Source organism: Aeromonas enteropelogenes (genome assembly GCF_020097295.1).
GTDB lineage: Bacteria > Pseudomonadota > Gammaproteobacteria > Enterobacterales > Aeromonadaceae > Aeromonas > Aeromonas enteropelogenes.
The window spans coordinates 2,046,241-2,070,000 of record NZ_CP083625.1; the positions used below are offsets into that span (position 1 = coordinate 2,046,241).

The following is a 23,760-nucleotide window of genomic DNA, read 5'->3' on the forward strand; positions in this document are numbered from 1 at the left end:
TCAGACCAGTCCCCGCACCAGGATCCCGCCGATCAGCAGCGGTGCCAGCCAGCGCCAGCCATTCATCAACAGGTGATGCCAGTGGGCCGCCAACCCCTGCGGCAGTGCCTTGCGTCCCAGCTTCCAGCCCAGCAACAGGGTCACCATCAGGCCGAACAGCGGCATCATCAGGTTGGAGGTGATGAAATCCAGCAGTTCGAAGATGGTTTTGCCAAACAGGGTGGCATGTTGCAGGGGGCCGAACGACAGGCTGACCGGAATGCCGTTGAGCATGATGACCGCCGTGATGGCGCTGCAGGCCTTGCGACGGGACCAGCCCCAGCTCTCGCACAGGAAGCACTGCAGGTGCTCCAGCAGGGAGATGGCAGAGGAGAGGGCGGCAAACACCAGCAGGCCGAAGAAGATGACCGCCAGCCCCTGGCCGAACGGCAGCAGTTGGAACACAGCCGGCATGGTCATGAAGGTGAGGCCGGGCCCTGCCGCCGGATCGATGCCGGTCGCGGCCAGCACGGGGAAGATCATCAAGCCGGCCAGTACGGCGATCATGCTGGCCAGCAGCACGACCCAGAGGCTGGAGCGCCCGACCCCTTCGCTGGAGGGCAGATAGGCGCCATAGGTGGTGTGAATGCCAAGGCCGATGGAGAGGGAGAAGAAGGCCAACCCCATGGCGTCGAGCACGCCGGACATCCCCAGCTTGCTGAAATCGGGCATCAGAAAGTGGCGCACACCCGCCATGGCATTGGGCAGGGTCAGGCCAAATGCCACCAGCATCAGGATCATCAGGAACAGGGCCGGCATCATCCAGCGCAGGGTGCGCTCCACCCCGCGCTGGATCCCCCCTTGCACCACGATCCAGGTGAGGGCGGCAAACAGCAGGTGGGTGAGGATGGGCCAGGTGCCATCGCTAACGTAGTCATTGAAGCGGGCGGTGAGGGCGGCTGCGTCCCCCTGGTTGAGCTGACCCGAGATGGCCATGCCGGTGTAGCCCAGGGTCCAGCCTCCTACCACGCTATAGAAACTGAAGATGAGCAGGGTACAGAGAATGCCCATGACGCCGACCCAGCGCCAGCGCTTGCCGAGCAGTTCGGAGAAGGCACCCACCACCCCGCGGCGGCTCATGCTGCCGAGCAGCGTCTCCCCCATCAGCACTATGACCCCCAGGGTGAAGCTGAACAGCAGGAATACCAGCAGGAAGGCGCCACCGCCATTGGTGGCCGTCACATAGGGGAACTTCCAGATAGCGCCGATCCCCACAGCGGAGCCGGCGGCGGCCAGGATATACCCGAGGCGGGATGACCATTGGGACTGCTTCATAAGAACTCCAATCGAGCGCCCCTTGGTGGGGCTAGAAAGTAGGGTCTGAAAATGGGGCTGGAACGGCACTCAGATTACGGAGGGAGGCGGGCAATCACAACGACGCTTATGGGGATGAAGACAGGATTTTTGGCATGATTAACCAATAAATCATATCTTTGCATGCAATCATGCCAAAAAATAAAAACCGGAGCGGGTTTGCTCCGGTTTTTCTGTCAGATCGTGCAGATCGTGCCTGCGGGACTAGATGACCCCCAGCTCCCGCAGCCGCTCCATCAGGTAGCTGTGGGCGGTGTGACGCTCGGAGAGTACCACGTCCGGCCGCGGATGGAGGAACAGCGGCAGGGAGATGCGCGACTTGCTGGCACTGCCGCCGGTCGGGTTGATGACGCGGTGGGTAGTGGAGGGGTAATAGCCACGGGAGGCCTCCTGCAGCATGTCACCAATGTTGATGATGAGGGTGCCAAAATCGCACGGCACGTCCATCCACTCGCCGTCGGAACCCTTCACCTGCAGGCCAGGCTCGTTGGCAGCGGGCAGTATGGTCAGCAGGTTGATGTCCTCGTGGGCGGCGGCGCGGATGGCGCCCGGCTCCTCGGTGCCGTCAAACGGCGGATAGTGCAGCACCCGCAGCAGGGTCTTCTGGCTCTCTTCGGTCATCGAGGAGAGCGGGCAGCTGTAGTGGGTAGCGATGTCGGCCGGTGTGTATTGCTCGACCCAGCCCAACAGCTCGGCGGCCAGGTTGTTGGCGAGGGCATAATACTCCATCGCCTGCTCTTTCAGCTCTGCCGGCATCTGGCCCCAGGGGTAGATGTGGAAGTACTCCTTGATGTCTTTCTGGCTGTGGCCCTTGGCCACCTCTGAGACTGACGGCGGGAAATAGCCGTCCTGGGTCTCGCGATTGAACAGAAAATCCTGTTTCTGCTCGCTCATGAAGAAGCGATACCAGTTGTCATAGATGGACTGCACCAGTTCTTTCGGGATGGGGTGGTTGGTCAGTACCCCGAAGCCGGTGGTTCGCAGGGATTCGGTAAAGCGCTGCGCCGCATCGGGCGAGCGGTAATCGACGGTCAGGACTTTCATTATTTTTGTTACGCGCCAGTTAAAAGATGGCGCAGTGTACCCCGCACGATGCGCCAAGGAAAGCGGGCCGCGAGCCCGGTTCAGGTAAGCCGTAAATAGTGATAAAAAAGTCAAAAAAAGGTATCCGTCAGAACCCGCCTCCATCCCTTGTCCCAACCCGGCATCCTCACTAGAATGCCAGCCACTGTCTTTTCCGGAGCCCTCTCATGTCCCCCAAGATCCTGTTGTTGACCCTGCCCTTGCTGCTCGCCGGTTGCAGCTCGCTGTCGGAAGAGGAGTGCCGTTCCATGAGCTGGTACAACCTGGGGCATCAGGATGGAGAGCAGGGCAAGAGCCGTCAGCAGGCGCGGGACTATGTTGCCACCTGTGGCGAATATGGCCTCAGGGTGGATGAGGGCGAGTGGCTGCGGGGTTACAACAAGGGGCTGGAGCTTTACTGCATTCCGGAGCTCGCCTACAGCAAGGGCAAGTCTGGCATCGCCTATCAGGGGGTATGTCCCAACGATGCCAGCTTCCTGCAGCAGTATCAGCGCGGTTATCAGGAATATCAGCTGGAAACCCGCCTGAGTGAAATTCGCAACGAGCTGGCCCGCAGCGAGCGGGAGATCGATCAGCTTGAGCGCAGCATCCGCAGCGAAAAGGATACCCAGCAGCGGCAGTACTACCGTGACAAGCGCTATCGCGCCATTCGTCATTACGAATCCCTGCGCCGTGAATATGATCGACTGCGCTTTCCGGATCGGGTGATCCAGTTCTCCTTCGGAGGCTGAACCGGTCCGGCAAGACCGGCCCAGCACCTGGTCAGGAGAGTACCCAGCGCTGCAGCGCCAGGGCGATACCGTCCTCGTTGTGATCTGCGGTGACCCGATCCGCTGCCGTCTGGATCTGTGACGCCGCATTGCCCATGGCAACCGCCAGCCCAACTTGCTCGAACATGCTGAGATCGTTGTTGTTGTCGCCGAAGGCCACCACGTTTTCCATCGCGATCCCCTCACTCTCGGCCCACTGGGCCAGCCGGTTGCCCTTGCTGCAACCCGGTTGCACCAGCTCTACCGCGTAGGGGGCGGCCCAGTCACGGGTAAAGGGCATGGCATCCACCACATCGCTCATGAAGGCGTGCAGGCGAGCCGGATCCTGGTTGAACAGCTCCAGCTTCCAAATTGGCTGCGCCAGCCAGCTTGCCGGATCGTCTGCCGGCAACAGAGAGACCTTGAGATGTTCCGGTTGCCGGGTCGACCAGTGGCGGATCCGGGTAACGTGCTCCTCGCAGCCAAGAAAGCCAATGCCTTCGCTTAAGTGAAACAGGGCCCCCATCGCCTGGGCCTCAATCTGTCCCAGTAGCTGGTCAAGGGGGGCGATCGCCAGGGGATCGCCATCCAGGATCCGATCCTGCTCCGGATCGTATAGGTAGGCGCCGTTGCTGCAGATGATGGGGGTATCGAGAGCGAGTTCGTGATGGAAGGGGCGTGCCGTCATGAAGTGGCGTCCCGTCACCAGCAGCACCTTGATGCCCCGGGTACGAGCCTGATCAAGAGCCGCCCGGGTAGCAGACGAGATCCTGTGATCCCGGGTCAGCAGGGTGCCATCCATATCAAGAGCAATGGCCTGAAAATTACTCATATCATCTCCAGCAATGTCGGTCCGGGCGAGGTGCCATACCATCTCGCGGCGAATGGGGTTGTCCGTGTCGGTTATTGGTTCATTCCGGATCCGGCATCAGACACGGGACAAGGCTTCTACCCTCCCAAACCCGACGTGCGGATGCAAGCCCTGACAGGGAGCCGGACGGAAATCTGTGATCTGACGGCAGTGCAGACTCTTTATCTTTACTTCCTCACTCCGCCTGCACTTCGAGCTGGTTCGGGGCCGCTGCCACTGGTTGTCGCCGATCGGCCCGTCTGCGCAGGCCATAGAAACCGGCAGCACATAGCACACCGCAGAGGGCGGCCAGATAGAAGGGCCATTCAGTGCCTGCCAGCAGCACCAGACTGCCAACCACGACCGCCAGTATCTCGCTGCCTACCGCCAGGCCGCGGTAAATGCCCATCGCCTGCCCCTGTTGTTCGGCATGGCTGCGGTTGGAGATGGCTACCGAGGTCGCCAGCTCTCCGAGGCTCATGCCGATGCCGGCGGGGATAAAGGTCAGCGCCAGTCCCCACCAGTGGGTCGGCAGCACGAACATCAGCATGCCTGTCGCCATCACCAGGTGGCCGACAATCCCCAGACTGCTGCCACGCCAATGGCGGGCGAGGCGGGAACCCAGCCAGGAGCCCAGCATCATGGGCACGCTCACCAGTACGGCAGCTTGCGCCAGCTGTACCGGATCCCAGGCCAGCCGCTCCACCAACCAGACGTTGAAGTAGGTGAAATAGAGCTGCACGGCGCCATAGCTGAGCAGGGTCAGCACGAAGTAGGGCAGCAGGGTGGGTTGCAACAGCAACTCACGGGAAGAGAGGGAGGGGGCCTGCTGGCGAGTGGCTGCCGGTGTCTGGTGGGGGAGCAGCCAGTACGCCAGCAGCAGGTTGATGGCGGTCATGGCTACCGCCAGCCAGGCGGCCAGGCTGTAATCCCCTGAAATCACGGCGGCGTAACCGCCTATCATGGGGCCCAGTACCCAGCCCAGATTCATGCCGATGTTGATCCAGGCGAAGCTGCGCGCCTTGGTCTTGGTGGTGCTCATGTCCGCCGCCATTGCCTGGACGATGGCGATATTGCCGTTGAAGAAGCCTTCCACAATCCGGCTCAGCAGCAACAGTGGCAGGGAACGCCAGGCGATCCCCAGCGCCATCAGGGCATACCCCGCCAGCACGCCGATCAGGCAGAGTGTCAACACCGGCTTGCGGCCGTGGCGATCCGACTGTTTGCCCAGCCAGGGGGAGCCTACCAACTGAAACAGCGGATAGAGCCCCATGATGACGCCGAGCCACACCTTGCGGCTCCAGTCCGACGTATCCGGCGTCAGCATGCCCTGCGCCGGATCCAGCAGCAGCGGCGCCAGCACGGGTGACGGCAGGCTGAAACCCGCCACCGCCAGTGTCACCGTCATCACCAATACCCAGAGAGTTGCCTGTCCTTTGCGTGCTTCCATGTCAGCCTCATTAAATAAAGTTATTGGTTTATTTATGTTGGGTGAGAAGTGACATTAAGTAAAGTGAATAGTTGATTTAAAAAATCACACTTCCCATAATGAGCCCATGGACACCTGCACCGGCAAGCTCCTGCTCAAGGAGCCATAGCTCCCCCGCAGCCTACTTGTCGATAACCCAGAGTCGATAGCGAGAGTCACTCAATGAATGCCAGTACCGACAAGATCCTGTTCCTGCTCAAATCCCATGGTCCCCAGAGTGCCGCCGCACTGGGAGAGCAGTTGCAGATGACCTCCATGGGCGCCCGTCAGCATCTGATGGCGCTGGAGGCTGAAGGCTGGGTGGGGTTTAGCGACGAGGCTCGCGGTCGCGGCCGTCCGGTGCGGCTGTGGCACCTGACCGAGCAGGCCTGGCAACGCTTCCCCGATACCCACAGCGACCTGACCCTGCAGCTTATTGACAATATCCAGCAGCTGTTTGGCGAGGTTGGCATGGAGCGGCTGATCCTGCAGCGGGAGCAGCAACAGCTGGCTCGTTATCAGGCGCATCTGACCCAGGCCGGGCTGGCCGACAGGTTGAGTGCATTAAAGGCTCTTCGCACACGTGAAGGCTATATGGCGGATATGCGTCAGGAGGAGGATGGCAGCTGGCTGTTGTGGGAGAGCCACTGCCCCATCTGCGCCGCCGCCCGGGCCTGTCGGGGATTTTGTCGCAGTGAATTGGAGATGTTTCGCCAGCTGCTGGCGCCGGCCGAGGTCGAACGGGAGCAATACTTGCTGGACGGGGATCATCGTTGCCTCTACCGGATCCGGCCGGCAAAGCCCTGATGCAGGAAGCCAGAAACAACAAAGCAGGCGCCGGGATGCCTGCTTTGTTGCCTTCGGGGAGGGGATGCTCTCGTTCCAGCCCGTCTGTTCCCGATAAGGTCGGACGGCTGATGGGGCTCTTGACCCGGTAAGGTCCTTCACCGCAGAGACCTGGTTGGGCATCTGCTTTACCACCGGAAGATGTAACCATGGTATCCCTCCCAGGCCGGTGAGTGGTTGCAAAGTGAGCAGTTATTTCGGTTGTTTTTGCAATAGTTCACCCTTAATCTAGAAAAAGTGGATTAGTCATTGCAACGAGGATGGGGGAATGCTGAAACTTGATCGCATAGACAGACATATTCTTGAGCTGATGCAGGAGAACGGCCGCATCAGCAATCTGGAACTGGCCGAGCTGGTTGGCCTCTCACCTTCCCCCTGTTCCCGCCGGGTCAAGGCACTGGAAGATGCCGGCCTCATCGACACCCACGTTACTCTGCTCAACGCCCGCCAACTGGGTCTGACCCTCACCGCCTACATTCACATCTCCATGGACAGGCATACGCCGGAGCGGTTCGAGAATTTTGACCGGGCCATCAGTGAGCTGCCAGAGGTGCTCGAGTGTGACCTCATCACAGGCAACGATGCCGACTATCAGCTCAAGGTGGTAGTGCGTGACATGGAGCACTACCAGCACTTCCTGCTGGACAAGCTGACCCATATTCCGGGGGTGACCGGAGTGCGTTCCAGCTTCGTGCTGCGCCGCATCAAGCACAAGACGGCGCTGCCGCTTAACCATTTGGGCTAAGTTCCTCACTCTGCGCCGGGTGGAAGAGGTGACTCCTTTACTCGGCCATCTCTGCCTCATGCGGATCGTCTTGTGGCTGTTGATGACCCGCATGGTGCATTTTCCCTTCCTCTTTCCCATGTCCTTCCAAGATGATGAAATGTATCGATTGGCTACATGCAGTCAGCATATCTGACACATCTGGCCACAATTGGTCGAACTTTCCCCATACAATTCCCCCTTGTTCGTGGCATCATATTCAATTGACTGCACTTATCGAGTGCGAACAAGAAGCCGCAATGTCATCTGATAAGGAAATACCATGTTGAAAACTGTACGCCCCCTGCTGTTGCCCCTGATGTTTGGCTTGATGACCCTGCCTGCCATGGCCGGTGATCTGGAACAGCCCATGAAGAAGATCGGCTTCAATTACAAGCAGGCCGTCAAGGCGGAAGATCCCGCCACCATGGAGAAGTACATCAACGAGATGAAGGCCCAGCTGGATGTGGCCAAGCAGAAGAACATGCCTGCAGCCAAGAAAGAGAAGTTCCTCGAAGGCATGAACGAGGTGCAAGCCGAGCTGGATGCCAGCCTGGTTGCGCTCAAGGCCGGTGATGAGAGCAAGGCGCGTGAGCATCTGGCCAAGGTCAACGACCTGAAGAAGGAGTACCACAAATATGCCAAGCAAAAAGGGTGAGCCTTTTCGCTGGGATGGGGTGGTCCGCCTGACTCATTGGGGGTTGGCGGCGATCTGCATCGGCAACCTCTGGTTTAATGAGGCGGGAGAGGAGTGGCACGAGTGGCTTGGTTATGGCTCGATTGCCCTCGTCGCCTTGCGGTTGTTATGGGGAGTGACATGGGCCAGGGGATATGCCCGTCTCGATGCCTTGCTCCCCAGCCGTGCGGACTTTCGCCAGCAAGCGGAAGAGATGTGTGAGCGTCAGCCTCCAGCGCCGGGTCATCACGGTACCGGCAAGCTGGCGGTGTGGGCTTTCTGGCTGCTGGTGTTGGCGACAGCAGGAACGGGCTGGTTTCAGAATACCGAGACGGGTTTCGAGCTGGGAGCCGATGATTGGCACGAGTGGTGTACCTGGGCGCTGCAAGGGCTGATAGCCCTGCATCTGCTAGCCATCCTGTTCACCTCATGGCGTCAACGCAGCAATCTGGTCAGACGGATGTTGCCTGGGCGGGATCGCCTACCATCCGGACAGAGCGAAAACGCATAAACCAGAATTCTATTTCAGTGTGAAGCCTTGCATCGTGTTGCCAGCCCAAGACCCGCCCATGGCGGGTCTTTTTGTATCTGGTGCGCAGCGTTTCATGGTCTGGGCTGAATGCAAAAAGGCCGCTCCTGATGAGCGGCCTTTTTCAATTTGGTGGCCCCTGGGGGACTTGAACCCACGACCAATCGATTATGAGTCGACTGCTCTGACCAACTGAGCTAAGGGGCCAAATTGTGCGTTTAGCGGCGTGGATTATAGGGGAAGTACAAAGGGCAGTCCATAGGCAGATCAACCACTTGGCGACTAATTATCCTGCTGTGATGATGAAAGGGGTTATGTTTGGGCCGGGCTGGAGCCAGCTAAAACAAAGCCCCGCATGGCGGGGCTTTTGAGACAGCAATAAAGGGCGCATGCCTTTGGACTATTCGTCCAGGAAGCTGCGCAGCACTTCGGAGCGGCTAGGGTGACGCAGTTTGCGCAAAGCTTTGGCTTCGATCTGACGGATACGCTCACGGGTAACGTCGAACTGCTTGCCCACTTCCTCGAGCGTGTGGTCAGTGTTCATGTCGATACCGAAGCGCATGCGCAGTACCTTGGCCTCGCGGGCGGTCAGACCGGCCAGCACTTCGCGGGTTGCGTTGCGCAGGCTTTCGCTGGTCGCGGCATCGGCCGGCAGCGCAAGGGTGGTATCTTCGATGAAGTCGCCCAAGTGGGAATCTTCATCATCACCGATGGGCGTCTCCATGGAGATGGGCTCTTTGGCGATTTTCAGTACCTTGCGGATCTTGTCTTCCGGCATGCCCATACGCATGGCCAGCTCTTCCGGATTCGGTTCACGACCCATCTCCTGCAGCATCTGGCGGGAGATTCGGTTGAGCTTGTTGATGGTCTCGATCATGTGCACCGGGATACGGATGGTACGAGCCTGATCCGCGATGGAGCGGGTAATGGCCTGACGGATCCACCAGGTGGCATAGGTTGAGAACTTGTAGCCACGACGGTATTCAAACTTGTCTACCGCCTTCATCAAACCGATGTTGCCCTCCTGGATCAGATCCAGGAACTGCAGGCCACGGTTGGTGTATTTCTTGGCGATGGAGATAACCAGACGCAAGTTGGCTTCGACCATCTCTTTCTTGGCGCGGCGGGCCTTGGCCTCACCGATGCTCATGCGACGGTTGATGTCCTTGATCTGAGCTATTGACAGACCGGTTTCTTCCTCAATCTGCTGCAGCTTGCCGATGGCACGCTGGACATCTTCGTCCATTTCGACCAGACGGGGGGACCAGGCCTTGCCAGCTTGCTTCTGGTATTCAAACCAGGCAGTTTCGCACTCGTTGTTGGTGAAGGCCGCGACGAAGGTTTTCTTCGGCATCTTGGCCTGTTCAACGCAGAGTTTCATGATGATGCGTTCCTGCACGCGTACGCGCTCCATCATCTCGCGCATGTTGTTGACCAGGCGATCGAACTGCTTGGGCATCAGGCGGAATTGGCGGAATACATCGGCCAGCAGGGCGATGGCTGCCTGGGTATCGTCGTGCGCGCGGCCATTCTTTTGAATGGAGAGACGAGTCACTTCATATTGAGCACGCAGTTCGGCAAATTTCTCGCGAGCGACTTCCGGATCCGGGCCACCGTCACCGTCATCGTCCGAGCTGTCGCCGTCTTCGTCTTCGTCCTCATCTTCTTCATCTTCGTCGGCGAGATCGTCTTCGCCGAGTTCGGAGCCGATATGAGTAGCGGTCGGTGCCATATCTTCCGCTTCGTTGGGATCGATAAAGCCGGAGATGATGTCGGAGAGGCGCAGCTGCTCGGCTTCATACTTATCGTACTGTTCGAGCAGATAGGTTATTGCTTCCGGGTACTCGGCCACGGAGCTTTGTACCTGGTTGATACCATCTTCGATCCGCTTGGCGATGTCGATTTCGCCTTCACGGGTCAACAGTTCGACGGTACCCATTTCCCGCATGTACATGCGGACAGGATCGGTCGTACGGCCGATCTCGGATTCAACAGATGCCAGAGCCTGGGCCGCTGCTTCGGCAGCGTCCTCATCGGCGGTACCACCTTCAGCCATGATAAGGTCATCGGCATCCGGAGCGTTTTCAACGACTTGAATGCCCATATCGTTGATCATCTGGATGATGTCTTCGATCTGGTCTGAATCGACGATGTCTTGCGGGAGGTGATCGTTCACCTCGGCATAAGTCAGGTAGCCCTGTTCTTTACCTTTGGCAACGAGGAGTTTAAGCTGAGACTGCGGGGTTTGCTCCATAGAACTCATCCGGTTGGTGTTGCTAGGTTGCGCTTACAGTGCGCTGCTGCGCAAATAGCCAATTCTAATAGAAAACCGCCAGACATGCTATGTCTGGTTGCGGCGTCGGTCATGAGAAACCCCTGCCCGCAGTATTGTCGGGGCCAGGCGGTTATAAAATTTTTGCTTTTTATCCCGTCGATTCGGGCAACGTTATCCATATTGGGACTAATCACTCAAATATCAAGCCCCGCTCTCATTTCTTTTCTCAATTTGTACTTCTCTGATCAACATCATCAGCTCTTGAGTCTCTTCTGCGCTTAGGCCTTCCTGTGCCACCTTGGCTTGCAATTCCTCAATCCGCTGCTTCAAGAATAGATTGATGAAGCCGACAAAGGTGTCCTGCAATTCCCCGAGAATATCCGGTTCCTGATCGAGTTTGATCTCTTCAAACAGATCGTGCATGGCCAGTTGCGCCAGGATTTCCCCTTCCTTGGTGCCGCGCCAGTGTTCCAGCAGAATGCCCGTGGTGATCCCCGGTTGGGTCAGGATCTGCTGGTGCAGTTGCAGCAGGAATTTGATGCCCTGTAAGCGCAATCCGGCCAGCTCCGGCATGGCTGGCAGCTCGACAGTGATCGCTGGATACTGCACCATCAGAGCCAGCGCCCGGCGCAGAGGTGTCAGTTTGGCTGCTTTGGGTTTGGTGACATCGGCCTTTGGTTGGCTGTTGCGGGCAAACAGTTCGGCGATGCGCTGTTTGTTTTCTCCCCAGCGCATCATGCTGGAGAGGCGAGTGATCAATCCCTCGCGGGTAAATCCTTCCGGCACTCGGCGGATCAGCTCGGCAGCCTTGTTGGCAACTTCGTACTTGCCTGCTTCACCCGAGAGTGCGGCATCGCGCCCGAGACGCTCGAACATGAAGTCGGCAAAGGGTTGTGCTTGGTCGAGCAGAGCCTCGAATCCTTCTTTGCCGATCTGGCGTATCAGCGAGTCGGGATCCTCGCCGTCTGGCAGAAACACGAACTTGAGCTCGCGGCCATCCTGCAGATGGGGGAGGGCGTTATCCAGTGCTCGCCAGGCGGCTTCTCGTCCCGCATTGTCACCGTCGTAGCAGCAAACCACTTCGGCGGTAGTGCGAAACAGGGTGTGGATATGGTCGCTGGTCGTTGCCGTGCCCAGGGCGGCCACCGCATAGTCGATGTCGTACTGGCCCAGGGCCACCACATCCATATAGCCTTCCACCACAAGGATCCGGCGAGGATCCTTGTGCGCCTGTTTCACCTCATAGAGACCGAATAGCTCCCGTCCTTTGTGGAAGATGGGGGTTTCCGGCGAGTTGAGGTATTTGGGCGTACCATCACCCAGTACCCGGCCACCGAAGCCGATGACCCGACCCCGCTTGTCACGGATCGGGAACATGATGCGATCGCGGAAGCGATCATAGCTGCCGGGGCCGCTATCGCGCGGGATCAGCATACCACCGGAGATGAGCAATTGCTCGTGATCACGGCTGGCTCCAAAACGGCGTCTGACCTGATCCCAGTCACCCGGGGCATAGCCTATGTTGAAGCGCTTGACCACTTCGCCAGTCAGACCGCGCCCTTTCAGGTACTCCACTGCTTGGGGAGCACTTTTCAGGTTGCTCTCGTAAAAGCGGGCGATCTGGTTCATCAGCTCGAAGAGATCCTTGCTGACCGCTGGCTGGTTGCTGCTCGCGCCCCCGGCGCTCTGTTCACGCGGGACCTGCATGCCATGCAGGCTGGCCAGCTCTTCGATGGCATCGGGGAATTCAAGGCCGTCATACTCCATGACAAAGCCGATGGCATTGCCGTGGGCGCCACAGCCGAAACAGTGATAGAACTGTTTCTCTTGGCTGACGGTAAACGAGGGGCTTTTTTCGTTATGAAAAGGGCAGCAAGCCTGGTAGTTCTTACCGGCTTTTTTCAGCCGCACACGGGAGTCGATCAGCTCGACAATATCTGTGCGTACGAGCAGATCATCGATAAAGGATTGAGGGATCCTGCCTGCCATAACCGTCCTGTTTCATTGCGGAAAAATAAAAAAGCCGCGCATTCCCAGGGAAGCACGGCTTCTTCGACCAAACAAGAGAGTTGCCTGTTACGCCAAGCGGGTTTTCACCTGAGCACTGACGGCGCCAATATCGGCGCGTCCCTGAATGTTAGGCTTCAAAACAGCCATGACCTTGCCCATGTCAGCCATGACGGCAGCACCGCTTTGCGCGATGGCTTGCTCGATCAGGGCGGAGATTTCATCTGCGGTCAGCTGTTGTGGCAGGAATTCCTGCAGCACAACGATCTCTGCGGACTCTTTGTCGGCGAGATCCTGGCGACCGGCAGCTTCAAACTGGCTGATGGCATCACGGCGCTGTTTGACCATTTTGGTCACGACGGCGAGGATATCTTCATCAGTGAGTTCGACACGGGTATCAACTTCACGCTGCTTGATTTCTGCCATCAACAAACGGATAGCACCCAGCCGTTGCTTGTCTTTGGCAAGCATGGCGAGTTTTTGCTGATCCTTGAGTTGATCCTTCAGAGACACGGCACAGTCCCCTGATTAGTACAGGCGGATACGACGTGCGTTTTCGCGAGACAGCTTCTTGGCGTGACGCTTAACGGCAGACGCTTTGGCGCGCTTACGAATGGTAGTCGGCTTCTCGTAGAACTCACGGCTACGAACTTCGGACAGGATACCGGCTTTTTCGCAAGAACGCTTGAAGCGACGCAGAGCAACGTCAAACGGCTCATTTTCACGGACTTTGATTACTGGCATGTGCCTTTCACCTCAGTGATAAATTGTTAGCTGACCTTCAATCGATCAGCATCTCTTAAAATGGTGCGAAATTATACTCTGGACAGGGAATGAAAGTAAACCCGCAGAGATCGCTCTGGTTTAAAAAACCCGCGAAGGTTACCATAGCCGTCTCATTTTAGCAGTGAAATTTTTTAGCAATGCGTGTATTGGGCATAGAGACATCCTGTGACGAAACCGGGATCGCGATCTTCGACGATCAAAAAGGGATCCTTTCCCATCAGTTATACAGCCAGGTCAAGCTGCATGCGGACTACGGTGGCGTCGTCCCCGAGTTGGCCAGCCGGGATCATGTTCGCAAGACGATCCCCTTGATCCAGGCCGCATTGCAAGAGGCGGGACTGGGTCAAGATGACATCGACGGCATCGCCTACACAGCGGGCCCGGGTCTGGTCGGCGCCATTCTGGTCGGAGCCACCATTGGCCGTTCGCTGGCCATGGCGTGGAACAAGCCGGCCATCGCCGTGCATCATATGGAAGGACATCTGCTGGCCCCCATGCTGGAAGAGCGTGCCCCCGAGTTTCCCTTCGTGGCGCTGCTGGTCTCCGGCGGCCACTCCATGCTGGTGCGGGTCGATGGCATCGGCAGCTACCAGCTGCTTGGTGAATCCATAGACGATGCGGCAGGCGAGGCGTTTGACAAGACCGCCAAGCTGATGGGGCTGGATTATCCAGGCGGCCCGCTGCTCTCCCGTCTTGCCGAGAAGGGCACCAAGGGGCGCTTCCATTTCCCGCGTCCCATGACCGATCGCCCCGGACTCGACATGAGTTTCTCCGGTCTCAAGACCTTTGCCGCCAACACCATTGCAGCCAACGGGGATGACGAGCAGACTCGTGCCGATATCGCCAGAGCCTTTGAAGATGCCGTAGTTGATACCCTGGCCATCAAGTGTCGTCGCGCCTTGCAGGAGACCGGTCTCAATCGCCTCGTGGTGGCCGGTGGTGTCAGTGCCAACCGTCACCTGCGGGCCCAGCTTGCCGAGCTGATGGAGAGCCTTAAGGGCGAAGTCTTCTATCCGCGTACCGAATACTGTACCGACAATGGCGCCATGATTGCTTACGCCGGTATGCAGCGTCTGAAGGCCGGTGTGTTCGAGCCTCTGGTGGTCAAGGCTGTGCCGCGCTGGCCGCTGGACACTCTGGATCCGGTCTGATCCGCAGGATCCGGCATATCGAAGGGGTGGGTAATGGTGTACAGCGCTTTACCCTTTCGATGCAGCAGAACCCCTGTCAGAGGCCTGGATAGGCAGATGATGAGGCCGTGTGCGAGATAGTCTTGCCGAATCATCCGGCGCAGGCTTGGTTTGAGCGTGATATGGATAAAAAAATCCCCGCCAATTGGTTGGCGGGGATTTTTGTTGGTGGCAAGCAACCGGATTAGATCATGATGCCGCCGAAGAAGAAGCCCAGCGCCACGGCGATGGCGATGGTTGCCACACCCGGGATGAAGAAGGGGTGGTTGAACACGGCCTTGCCGATGCGGGTGGAGCCGGTATCGTCCATCTCGACCGCAGCCAGCAGGGTCGGGTAGGTCGGCAGTACAAACAGGGCGCTAACAGCTGCGAAGGAGGCGATGGCGGTCAGCGGGCTGACACCCAGGGCCAGGGCGGCCGGCATCAGGGCCTTGGTGGTGGCACCCTGTGAATAGAGCAGCATGGCGGCGAAGAACAGCACCACGGCCAGCAGCCAGGAGTACTGGTTCAGCAGGTCACCAGCGATGAGCTGGATGGTGTCCATGTTGCCTTTCACGAAGACGTTACCCAACCAGGCCACACCCAGTACGCAGATACAGGCGGACATACCGGACTTGAAGGTCGGCATGTTGGTGACCTGGGTCACGTCCAGCTTGCACACCAGAGTCATGATAGTGGCCGCGGCCAGCATGATGCCCATGATGGCGCCGTCGCGGGGGATCGGCGGGTTGGTGATCAGGCCCACTTTGCCGGAGATGGCAGTGGCGTAAGCCATGACGGCGACGATGGCGGCGATGAAGATCCAGACGGACAGTTTGGCATAAGGCTTGATTTCAAGCTGGGTAGCGCCACGCAGCTTGATGAGGCCCTTGGCCTTGCGCTCCAGATAGACTTCGTCCTGATCCAGCGGCTTGCCCAGCATATTGGCGACGAAGGCACCCAGGATACAGGCGATGAAGGTGGACGGGATGCAGATGGCCAGCAGAGTCAGATAGTCAACGCCAAGCGGTTCCAGCATGCCGGAGAAGGCAACCACGGCTGCGGAGATGGGCGAGGCAGTGATGGCGATCTGGGAGGCAACGACCGCGATGGAGAGCGGACGGGAGGGGCGGATGCCCTGCTCCTTGGCCACTTCAGCGATCACCGGCAGGGTGGAAAACGCGGTGTGACCGGTACCGGCCAGCATGGTCATCAGGTAGGTGACGACCGGAGCGGCGAAGGTGATGTATTTGGGGTTTTTGCGCAGTGCTTTTTCAGCCAGGTGTACCAGGTAGTCCATCCCGCCGGCCAACTGCATGCAGGCAATGGCGCAGATGACGGACGCAATGATCATGATCACGTCCCAGGGGATGTAGGATACCCGCTGATCGCTCGGGATCTGTACACCCAGACCCCAGGTCAGGACCAGTACACCCAGACCACCGGCGAAGCCGATGCCGATGCTGCCTATCCGGGCCCCCAGATAGATAGCGGCGAGTACGACAAGTAACTCGATTCCAATCATAGCGATAACTCCATTTTTAGTTTTTTGGTTTTTCTTTGGCAAAAGCCAATTCCCGATGGGACTGGGTAAGGCCGATCGGGAACTGACTTTAAATGGGCCGGGAAGATCCCGGCCCATGCTCGCTTATACGGTGGTTTCGCGGGTGAAACGCTTGGCCTTGTATTGCGGGTTCATCAGGTTCTCGATGGAGAGGATTTCATCCAGCTGCTCGGCGCTCAGCAGACCACGCTCCAGCACGACTTCGCGTACGTTCTTGCCGGTCTGGGCACAGATCTTGCCGACGATGTCGCCTTCGTGGTGGCCGATGAAGGGGTTCAGGTAAGTCACGATACCGATGGAGTTCAGCACGTGGTTCATGCAGATTTCCGGGTTGGCAGTGATACCTTCCACGCACTTCTCGCGCAGGGAGATACAGGCTTTTTCCATCAGGCTCAGGGATTCGAACATTGCCTGACCGATCACCGGCTCCATGACGTTCAGCTGCAGCTGACCGGCTTCGGCGGCGAAGGTGATGGTGATGTCGTTACCGAATACCTTGAAGCAGGATTGGTTGACTACTTCCGGGATAACCGGGTTGACCTTGGCCGGCATGATGGAGGAACCAGCCTGCATTTCCGGCAGGTTGATCTCTTTGAGTGCAGTACGCGGGCCGGAGGAGAGCAGACGCAGGTCATTACAGATCTTGGACAGCTTCATGGCCAGACGCTTGATGGCGCCGTGCAGCATGACGTAGGCGCCGCAGTCGGAAGTGGCTTCGATCAGATCTTCTGCCGGGACGTAGGCACGACCGGTGATCTCGGCCAGACGCTGAATGGCCAGCTTGGAGTACTCGGGCGGAGTGTTCAGACCGGTACCGATGGCGGTGGCGCCCAGGTTCACTTCCAGCAGCAGCTCCTGGCAACGCTTGATGGATTTAATCTCTTCGCGCAGAGTGACTGCGAAGGCGTGGAACTCCTGACCCAGGGTCATGGGCACGGCGTCTTGCAGTTGGGTACGACCCATCTTCAGGACTTTCTTGAACTCTTCAGCCTTGGCATCGAAGGCGGCGATCAGGTGCTCCAGGGCATGCAGGGTCACGTCGGTGCTGTTGACCACGGCGACGCGGAAACCGGTCGGGTAGGCATCGTTGGTGGACTGGCACTTGTTGACGTGATCGTTGGGGTTGATGACGTCGTAGCGGCCTTTCTCCAGACCCATCAGTTCGAGGGCAATGTTGGCCAGTACTTCGTTGGTGTTCATGTTGACGGAGGTACCCGCACCACCCTGATAGACATCGACCGGGAACTGGTCGAAGCATTTGCCGGTGTTCAGCATCAGGTCACAGGCTTCCACGATCTTGTCTGCAATTTCAGGACGGATGGTACCCAGCTCGCCGTTTGCCATGGCGGCCGCTTTCTTGGTCAGCACCATGCCGCGTACGAATTCCGGAACGTCAGAAATCTTCTGAGAGCTGATCTTGAAGTTCTCGACGGCGCGCAGGGTGTGTACGCCGTAGTACATGTCGTTGGAAACTTCTTTGGTGCCCAGCAGGTCTTCTTCAATGCGGACGTTCTTGATGTCGCTCATTGTAATGCCTCAGAAATCAGATAAATGGAAAAAACCTCACCGAGTGGTCGCGAGTTCCTTGCGCACAGCTCATCCTGAAGCACCACACATCGAGTGGGGCGGTGGGGAGGATAACCTCCCGAATTACTGAAGAACATACTACTCCAATTGAGGTATCAATTATTAGAGATGGATCACTAATCTTTAGACATTTTCAAATTGCGTTGATGAAAGTACACATCTGTTGTGGCACATCTATCGCGCTGATTTTTATCAATTTAAAGACAAGGTTGCTGATTTTTTATGACGTAGGTGATTTGGGACTCAATGACGAGACTTGAAAAAGCCTGAACTGGCCCCATTTAATCCGGGTAGAAAGTTGCGACAATGCCGATAGCAATCGGGCATTGCTCCTCCGTGCGGAGCGGCTTTCTCCCAATTTACCGAGAGTGGAGTTGATATGGGCAAGTTGTTTCTGTTGTTGGTGGGGCTGGTGGTACTGGAACTCACCGTGATGATCGAGGTTGGCGCCGTCATTGGTGCGTTGCCAACCGTCGGCTTGCTCATACTGACGGCAGTATTGGGCTCCTCCCTGGTGCGTAGCGAAGGGCTCAAGACTCTGTTCAGCGCCCAGCAAAAGATGCAGCAGGGCGAAATGCCTGGGCGCGAGGTGATGGGCGGCATGATGCTGGCGCTGGCCGGTCTGTTGCTGATCATCCCTGGGTTTGTCACCGACTTTTTCGGTATCCTGCTGCTGCAACCCTGGCTGCGCAACAAGCTGGCCGACAAACTGATTGGCAGCAACCAGTTCCGGATGCAGATGGGTGGGTTCCAGGGTTCGCAACCGCCATTCGGTCAGGCCCCCTCTTCTGATGAACAGCCGGGACAGAATCATCGCGGTGGCACCACCATCGAAGGTGAATTCGAGCGCAAGGAGTAAGTCTCGCAGCAGGGGGCGTTGGGCGTCAGGGATTGCCCAGATGGCACAACGCCTCGAAGCGGTGGCGGGCATACCACCAGGCCAGTGAACCCGCCAGCAGGTTAGCCAGCAGTATTCCAAGATAGATCCCCTGTTCCCCCCCCAGCTTTGCTCCCAGCCAGGCCCCTGGCAACAAGAAGACAAACAGCCGCAGACCGTTGAACAGGAACGAGATACTGGATGCCCTTACGCCATTCAAGGCGGACGCCAGCAACATCACCATTCCCTGAAAGCCGTAACCGATGGGGACCAGATGCAGATAAAGGATGATGAGGCGCACCACTTGCGGATGATCGCTGAACAGCTTGGCAATCAGGGGCGCCAACAGCCAGGTCAGGCCGTAAACGGCGAACTGGAACAGCAGGGCAAATCGCATGCAACTTTGTAGCGCCATCCTGGCTCTGGCCGGATTGCCTGCCCCGCAGTTTTGTGAAATGAAGGGGGCGAGCACCGAGGAGAGCGCCATCATCACGATCAGTAGCAAGGCCTCGACCCGTGACGCAGCACCGTAGGCGGCCACTACCTCGGTGCCCAGACCCGCAAAGATGGTCATCAACACGGCATTGGCCAAGGGATTGAGCATGTTGGTAAAGGAGGCCGGCACGGCGACATGAAGCAGGGCCCGCCAGTGGGCGAGCAATCTGGGGCGAGCAGAGAGACGCCACAACAGTAACCCTTCCCGGTGGCGCAATATATAGAGGCTGACCAGCATGGCCATCATCCAGGAGATGGAGGTGGCGATGGCCGCGCCCCGGATCCCCCACTCGGGGAAGGGACCAATGCCGAAGATGAGCAGGGGATCCAGCACCCCGTTGACCAGTCCTGCGACCGTCATCACCAGGCTGGGGGTCTTGGTATCCCCGGTAGCCCGGATGGCGGCGTTGCCCACCATGGGCAGTACCAGCATGGGAACCGTCAGGTACCAGATCAGCATGTAATCGTGGATCAGCGAAATCAGTTCATGACTGGCGCCTAGCAGAGTGAACAGAGGATCAATGGTCAAGGCGCCACCGATGGAGAGCAGGCTCACCATGATTACTGCCAAAAACAGGCTGTCGGTGGTGATGCGTGCCGCCTCCTCATGCTTGCCTTGTCCCAGGGTATGGCCGATCACGGCGGACAACCCGGCCCCGAGCCCCATGGCCAGCGAGGTAACCACGAAAGTCACCGGAAAGGTAAAGCTGATGGCCGCCAGCGCCTGGGTGCCCAGCATGCCAATAAAGAAGGTATCAATCAGGTTGAAGGCCAGAATGGCGACGATGCCGAGGATCATGGGCCCCGTCATCCGGCGCAGTACGACTGGTGCGGGCGCTGTCAGCATGGGGTTGGCGTGGGTCAAGGGCTCGTCTCTACATCTGGCGTTGACGGTTCTGACATGAAAGAGACGGGTTGGCCGGTCCGTTCCATGGTGAGGGCACCGATGAACAATCGAAGGTGCTCATAGTACGTGAAAAAATTTTTTTTGTATTTGCCCTTGAAGGGTTAACAACTCTGCCCCACATCAGGGACATACCTGATTTGGCCCGGAACGGCCATTCCTCAAAGCAACAATGAGACTCATTTTGGGAGAGTTATCGATGAAAATTCGTCCACTGCACGACCGCGTCATTATCAAGCGCATCGAAGCTGAAGCCAAATCCGCCGGCGGTATCGTGTTGACTGGTACTGCGGCTCAGAAGTCCACCCGTGGTGAAGTGCTTGCCGTAGGGACTGGCCGGATCCTGGATAATGGCGATGTCAAAGCGCTGGCCGTCAAGGTCGGTGACAAGGTGATCTTCAACGAAGGTTACGGCGTGAAGACCGAGAAGCTGGATGGCCAGGAGGTACTGATCCTGTCCGAAACCGACATCCTGGCGATTGTCGAAGAGTAATCCATCCTCACTTTTCCCCGAATTGATTTAAGGATTGAAGAAAAATGGCAGCTAAAGACGTTAAGTTTGGTAACGAAGCCCGCATCAAGATGCTGGAAGGCGTAAACATCCTGGCCGATGCCGTCAAGGTCACCCTGGGCCCGAAAGGTCGCAACGTGGTGCTGGACAAGTCCTTCGGCGCCCCGACCATCACCAAGGACGGCGTCTCCGTGGCTCGTGAGATCGAGTTGGAAGACAAGTTCATGAACATGGGCGCCCAGATGGTCAAGGAAGTTGCCTCCAAGGCCAACGATGCCGCCGGTGACGGTACCACTACTGCGACCGTACTGGCCCAGGCCATTGTCAACGAAGGTCTGAAGGCCGTTGCCGCCGGCATGAACCCGATGGATCTGAAGCGTGGTATCGACAAAGCCGTCGTTGCCGCCGTTGCCGAGCTGCAGGCTCTGTCCCAGCCGTGCGCTGATGGCAATGCCATCGCTCAGGTTGGTACCATCTCTGCCAACTCCGACGAGAAAGTAGGCAAGCTGATTGCCGAAGCCATGGACAAAGTGGGCCGTGACGGTGTCATCACCGTTGAAGACGGTCAGGGCCTGGAAGACGAGCTGGCAGTGGTTGAAGGTATGCAGTTTGACCGCGGCTACCTGTCCCCTTACTTCATCAACAAGCAAGAGACTGGTTCCGTCGAGCTGGACGATCCCTTCATCCTGCTGGTTGACAAGAAAGTCTCCAACATCCGTGAAATGCTGCCGGTGCTGGAAGGCGTGGCCAAGGCAGGCAAACCCCTTCTGATCATCGCCGAAGACGTCGAAGGCGAAGCGCTGGCGACCCTGGTGGTCAACACCATGCGTGGCATCGTGAAAGTGGCTGCCGTCAAGGCGCCGGGCTTCGGTGACCGTCGCAAGGCCATGCTGCAGGATATCGCCGTACTGACCGGTGGTACCGTGATCTCCGAGGAAGTGGGCATGGAGCTGGAAAAAGCGTCCCTGGAAGATCTGGGCCGTGCCAAGCGCATCGTCATCACCAAAGAGAACACCACCATCATCGATGGTGTGGGTGATGCGAGCGTGATCGAGGGCCGCGTTGCCCAGATCCGCCAGCAGATCGAAGAGACCTCTTCCGACTACGATCGTGAGAAGCTGCAAGAGCGCGTAGCCAAGCTGGCTGGCGGTGTTGCCGTGATCAAGGTTGGCGCAGCCACCGAAGTCGAGATGAAAGAGAAGAAGGCCCGCGTTGAAGATGCCCTGCACGCGACTCGCGCTGCTGTGGAAGAAGGCGTGGTTGCCGGTGGTGGTGTGGCGCTGGTTCGCGTTGCGACCAAGCTGGCCGATCTGCGCGGTGACAACGAAGACCAGAACGTGGGTATCAAGGTTGCCTTGCGCGCCATGGAAGCCCCGCTGCGTCAGATCGTCATCAACGCCGGCGAAGAAGCATCCGTCATTGCCAATGCCGTCAAGAATGGCGAAGGCAACTTCGGTTACAACGCTTACTCCGAGCAGTATGGCGACATGCTGGCCATGGGTATCCTGGATCCGACCAAGGTAACCCGTTCTGCCCTGCAGTTTGCCTCCTCCATCGCCGGTCTGATGATCACCACCGAGTGCATGGTCACCGAACTGCCGAAGAAAGATGCTCCTGCCATGCCTGACATGGGCGGCATGGGTGGCATGGGCATGATGTAATCATTGCTCCCTGTCTGTTTGAGAACGGCTCGCCCAAGGCGGGCCGTTTTTTTATCTACGGCTAAACTGAGTCTGTCTGGATAACAACAAGAGCGAGGTTGATATGAAATTATTGGGATGGATCCCTGTGCTGTATGCGCTGCTTGCACTCCCCGTCGCCGTGGCCGAGCCCCTCTCCGGTCCCGTGATCCTGAGCGTGAGTGGTAATATCAAGTCGGCCGAAGATGTGGGGGGCAAGGTGCAGTTTGATTTGACCAGGCTCCAGGCATTGCCGCAGCACGAGATAGTGACGGGGAATCCATGGGTTGATAAACCGCACACCTATCGTGGTCCCAAGCTTTCTGATGTGTTGGCTGCGGTTGGTGCGGATGGCGACAACATTACCCTGACGGCGTTGAATAGCTATCAAATAGGTATCGAATGGAGCAAAGTGGCCAAGTATGATCCCATACTTGCATGGGAAGATGATGGGGTCGTGATGCGGGTGCGTGACAAGGGGCCCCTCTGGTTCATGCTGCCTCTGGATCAGTATCCCGAGCTGAAACGCTCCGAATATACCGATATGATGATCTGGCAGCTTGGTTCCATCGACATACAACACTGACAGCTGACGCGACAGGAGAAGGGGTGAAAGGAAAGACCAGGGCCTGGCCATTGCTCGTTATTCTGTACATTTCCATCCTGTCGTTTACCGGGAGTACCCTCTACAGCCTGATGCAGATCCAGAATGCGACGAGGGCGATGGAAAAGTATACCTACGATGTCTCCTGGGCCCTGATGCAGTTACAGCTGGAGTTGGGGCGGTTTCTCAATGCCGTCGAGGTGTATCATTATGGCGGGATTGATCACGATGCCCTCATGCTGCGCTATGACATTCTCTGGAGCAGAACCCCTATCTTGCTAAGCGGGCAACTGCGCAAAAGCATGCAGGACAAACAGAAAACCCTGCGTCTGGTGCAACTGATCGAAAGCAATATCCGCAGCATAGAGCCCGAGATTATTCGTCTCAAGAGTGGTGCTCCCAATTATCAGCAGATCATGATGCGCCTCTCCCCCTTGCAAGAACCCCTCTCTTATTCGCTCGCCTCGGTGATGCAGAAGAACATCAATATCTACACAGACAACGATCGCCATTTTGCCCAACTGCGTAATGCCCTGCTGTTGATGGTTTCCGGCCTGATTATTTCGGTACTGTTGCTTACTGCCTTGCTTATTTATGAAGGCCGCCGCCATTTCAGGGCGGCCAGACAGGATCCGCTGACCGGTTTATCCAATCGCGTGGCCTTGCTTGAACGAATGGAGCAGTATGCAACCCAGGAGGCACCGTTTGGACTCGTGCTGGTGGACATCAATGATTTCAGGGATATCAACAGCAAGTTTGGTTATGACACAGGGGATTACCTGTTACACGAATTCGCCAAGCGGATCCGCGTGTTGTGTGAGGAAGGGGAGTGGAGCTGCCGCCTGAGTGGTGATCAATTCGCCATTGTCCAGCGTGGCAGCAATGATCTGCGGCAGATAAGAGAGTTGGTGGCCCGTTTGTTACATGCTCTCAAGCAGAATATTGTATTCGATAACTATCCTTTTCGATTGGATGTGGGGATCGG

22 protein-coding genes and 1 tRNA gene (1 of these 23 only partly in view) are annotated in these 23,760 nt (G+C 57.7%); 11 read left to right on the forward strand and 12 right to left on the reverse strand.

What is annotated here, in order from left to right; genetic code table 11:
- Together LA321_RS09685 and LA321_RS09690 are read right to left on the reverse strand one after the other, a co-directional pair.
- On the reverse strand, positions 1–1,314 hold the full coding sequence (locus LA321_RS09685) for a sodium-dependent transporter (protein WP_042073397.1): 1,314 nt from the start codon (positions 1,312–1,314) through the stop codon (positions 1–3).
- Between the two features lie 243 nt (positions 1,315–1,557).
- Positions 1,558–2,397, reverse strand: coding sequence for an isopenicillin N synthase family dioxygenase (locus tag LA321_RS09690; RefSeq protein WP_042073400.1), 840 nt, complete (start codon positions 2,395–2,397; stop codon positions 1,558–1,560).
- A 206-nt stretch (positions 2,398–2,603) separates the two neighbouring features.
- On the opposite strand from LA321_RS09690, the gene LA321_RS09695 reads away from it, so the two are divergent.
- The gene (locus tag LA321_RS09695) at positions 2,604–3,167 is read left to right on the forward strand and encodes a DUF2799 domain-containing protein (protein WP_042073401.1); all 564 of its coding nucleotides are present in this window, start codon (positions 2,604–2,606) and stop codon (positions 3,165–3,167) included.
- Between the two features lie 31 nt (positions 3,168–3,198).
- On the opposite strand, the gene LA321_RS09700 is transcribed toward LA321_RS09695, so the two are convergent.
- Together LA321_RS09700 and LA321_RS09705 are read right to left on the reverse strand one after the other, a co-directional pair.
- Positions 3,199–4,017 carry a Cof-type HAD-IIB family hydrolase gene (locus LA321_RS09700; protein WP_042073403.1) on the reverse strand — a complete coding sequence of 273 codons (819 nt, stop codon included), beginning with the start codon at positions 4,015–4,017 and terminating at the stop codon, positions 3,199–3,201.
- A gap of 214 nt (positions 4,018–4,231) precedes the next feature.
- Positions 4,232–5,485, reverse strand: coding sequence for an MFS transporter (locus tag LA321_RS09705; protein WP_042073404.1), 1,254 nt, complete (start codon positions 5,483–5,485; stop codon positions 4,232–4,234).
- A 201-nt stretch (positions 5,486–5,686) separates the two neighbouring features.
- Between LA321_RS09705 and LA321_RS09710 the strand changes: the two genes are divergently transcribed.
- The 4 genes from LA321_RS09710 (at position 5,687) to LA321_RS09725 (ending at position 8,299) form a co-directional block, all read left to right on the forward strand.
- Positions 5,687–6,310, forward strand: coding sequence for a helix-turn-helix transcriptional regulator (locus LA321_RS09710; protein WP_042073406.1), 624 nt, complete (start codon positions 5,687–5,689; stop codon positions 6,308–6,310).
- A 307-nt stretch (positions 6,311–6,617) separates the two neighbouring features.
- The gene (locus LA321_RS09715; protein ID WP_005304871.1) at positions 6,618–7,094 is read left to right on the forward strand and encodes an Lrp/AsnC family transcriptional regulator; all 477 of its coding nucleotides are present in this window, start codon (positions 6,618–6,620) and stop codon (positions 7,092–7,094) included.
- A 301-nt stretch (positions 7,095–7,395) separates the two neighbouring features.
- Positions 7,396–7,770, forward strand: coding sequence for a cytochrome b562 (locus LA321_RS09720; protein ID WP_026456188.1), 375 nt, complete (start codon positions 7,396–7,398; stop codon positions 7,768–7,770).
- A complete protein-coding gene (locus LA321_RS09725; RefSeq protein ID WP_042073408.1) occupies positions 7,751–8,299 on the forward strand; it encodes a cytochrome b/b6 domain-containing protein in 549 nt (182 codons plus the stop codon). Before LA321_RS09720 ends, LA321_RS09725 begins: the two co-directional genes overlap by 20 nt.
- Positions 8,300–8,447: 148 nt before the next feature.
- Here LA321_RS09725 and LA321_RS09730 read toward each other — a convergent pair.
- From LA321_RS09730 to rpsU, 5 genes are all read right to left on the reverse strand, one after another.
- A tRNA-Ile gene (locus LA321_RS09730) sits at positions 8,448–8,524 on the reverse strand.
- A gap of 193 nt (positions 8,525–8,717) precedes the next feature.
- Positions 8,718–10,580, reverse strand: coding sequence for an RNA polymerase sigma factor RpoD (gene rpoD / locus LA321_RS09735; protein ID WP_082037513.1), 1,863 nt, complete (start codon positions 10,578–10,580; stop codon positions 8,718–8,720).
- Positions 10,581–10,793: 213 nt separating this feature from the next.
- Positions 10,794–12,581, reverse strand: coding sequence for a DNA primase (dnaG, locus tag LA321_RS09740; RefSeq protein ID WP_042073409.1), 1,788 nt, complete (start codon positions 12,579–12,581; stop codon positions 10,794–10,796).
- Positions 12,582–12,668: 87 nt separating this feature from the next.
- Complete coding sequence (locus LA321_RS09745; RefSeq protein ID WP_042026581.1) at positions 12,669–13,112, reverse strand: GatB/YqeY domain-containing protein; 444 nt, start codon at positions 13,110–13,112, stop codon at positions 12,669–12,671.
- A 15-nt stretch (positions 13,113–13,127) separates the two neighbouring features.
- Positions 13,128–13,343: a 30S ribosomal protein S21 gene (gene rpsU, locus LA321_RS09750; protein ID WP_005309452.1), complete on the reverse strand. Its 216-nt coding sequence runs from the start codon at positions 13,341–13,343 to the stop codon at positions 13,128–13,130.
- 179 nt (positions 13,344–13,522) lie between these two features.
- On the opposite strand from rpsU, the gene tsaD reads away from it, so the two are divergent.
- Positions 13,523–14,536, forward strand: a complete 1,014-nt coding sequence (tsaD, locus tag LA321_RS09755) for a tRNA (adenosine(37)-N6)-threonylcarbamoyltransferase complex transferase subunit TsaD (RefSeq protein ID WP_042026580.1) — start codon at positions 13,523–13,525, stop codon at positions 14,534–14,536.
- 223 nt (positions 14,537–14,759) lie between these two features.
- Here tsaD and LA321_RS09760 read toward each other — a convergent pair whose 3' ends face one another.
- Entirely contained in the window at positions 14,760–16,079 is a 1,320-nt protein-coding gene (locus LA321_RS09760; protein ID WP_042073410.1) for an anaerobic C4-dicarboxylate transporter, read from the reverse strand.
- Between the two features lie 123 nt (positions 16,080–16,202).
- Positions 16,203–17,645: an aspartate ammonia-lyase gene (gene aspA / locus LA321_RS09765; RefSeq protein ID WP_026457450.1), complete on the reverse strand. Its 1,443-nt coding sequence runs from the start codon at positions 17,643–17,645 to the stop codon at positions 16,203–16,205.
- Positions 17,646–18,084: 439 nt separating this feature from the next.
- Between aspA and LA321_RS09770 the strand changes: the two genes are divergently transcribed.
- A complete protein-coding gene (locus tag LA321_RS09770) occupies positions 18,085–18,564 on the forward strand; it encodes an FxsA family protein (protein ID WP_026457449.1) in 480 nt (159 codons plus the stop codon).
- Positions 18,565–18,589: 25 nt separating this feature from the next.
- On the opposite strand, the gene LA321_RS09775 is transcribed toward LA321_RS09770, so the two are convergent.
- Positions 18,590–19,924 carry an MATE family efflux transporter gene (locus LA321_RS09775; protein WP_407929454.1) on the reverse strand — a complete coding sequence of 445 codons (1,335 nt, stop codon included), beginning with the start codon at positions 19,922–19,924 and terminating at the stop codon, positions 18,590–18,592.
- Between the two features lie 256 nt (positions 19,925–20,180).
- Between LA321_RS09775 and LA321_RS09780 the strand changes: the two genes are divergently transcribed.
- The 4 genes from LA321_RS09780 to LA321_RS09795 form a co-directional block, all read left to right on the forward strand.
- A complete protein-coding gene (locus LA321_RS09780) occupies positions 20,181–20,474 on the forward strand; it encodes a co-chaperone GroES (RefSeq protein ID WP_042026576.1) in 294 nt (97 codons plus the stop codon).
- A 44-nt stretch (positions 20,475–20,518) separates the two neighbouring features.
- Positions 20,519–22,153, forward strand: coding sequence for a chaperonin GroEL (groL, locus tag LA321_RS09785; protein WP_026457381.1), 1,635 nt, complete (start codon positions 20,519–20,521; stop codon positions 22,151–22,153).
- A 103-nt stretch (positions 22,154–22,256) separates the two neighbouring features.
- Positions 22,257–22,757: a molybdopterin-binding oxidoreductase gene (locus LA321_RS09790; protein ID WP_042073414.1), complete on the forward strand. Its 501-nt coding sequence runs from the start codon at positions 22,257–22,259 to the stop codon at positions 22,755–22,757.
- Between the two features lie 23 nt (positions 22,758–22,780).
- Positions 22,781–23,760 carry the 5' portion of a putative bifunctional diguanylate cyclase/phosphodiesterase gene (locus tag LA321_RS09795; protein ID WP_042073415.1) on the forward strand. Its footprint extends 952 nt past the window's final position, so only the first 980 of its 1,932 coding nucleotides appear in the window; it begins with the start codon at positions 22,781–22,783; the stop codon falls past the right edge of the window.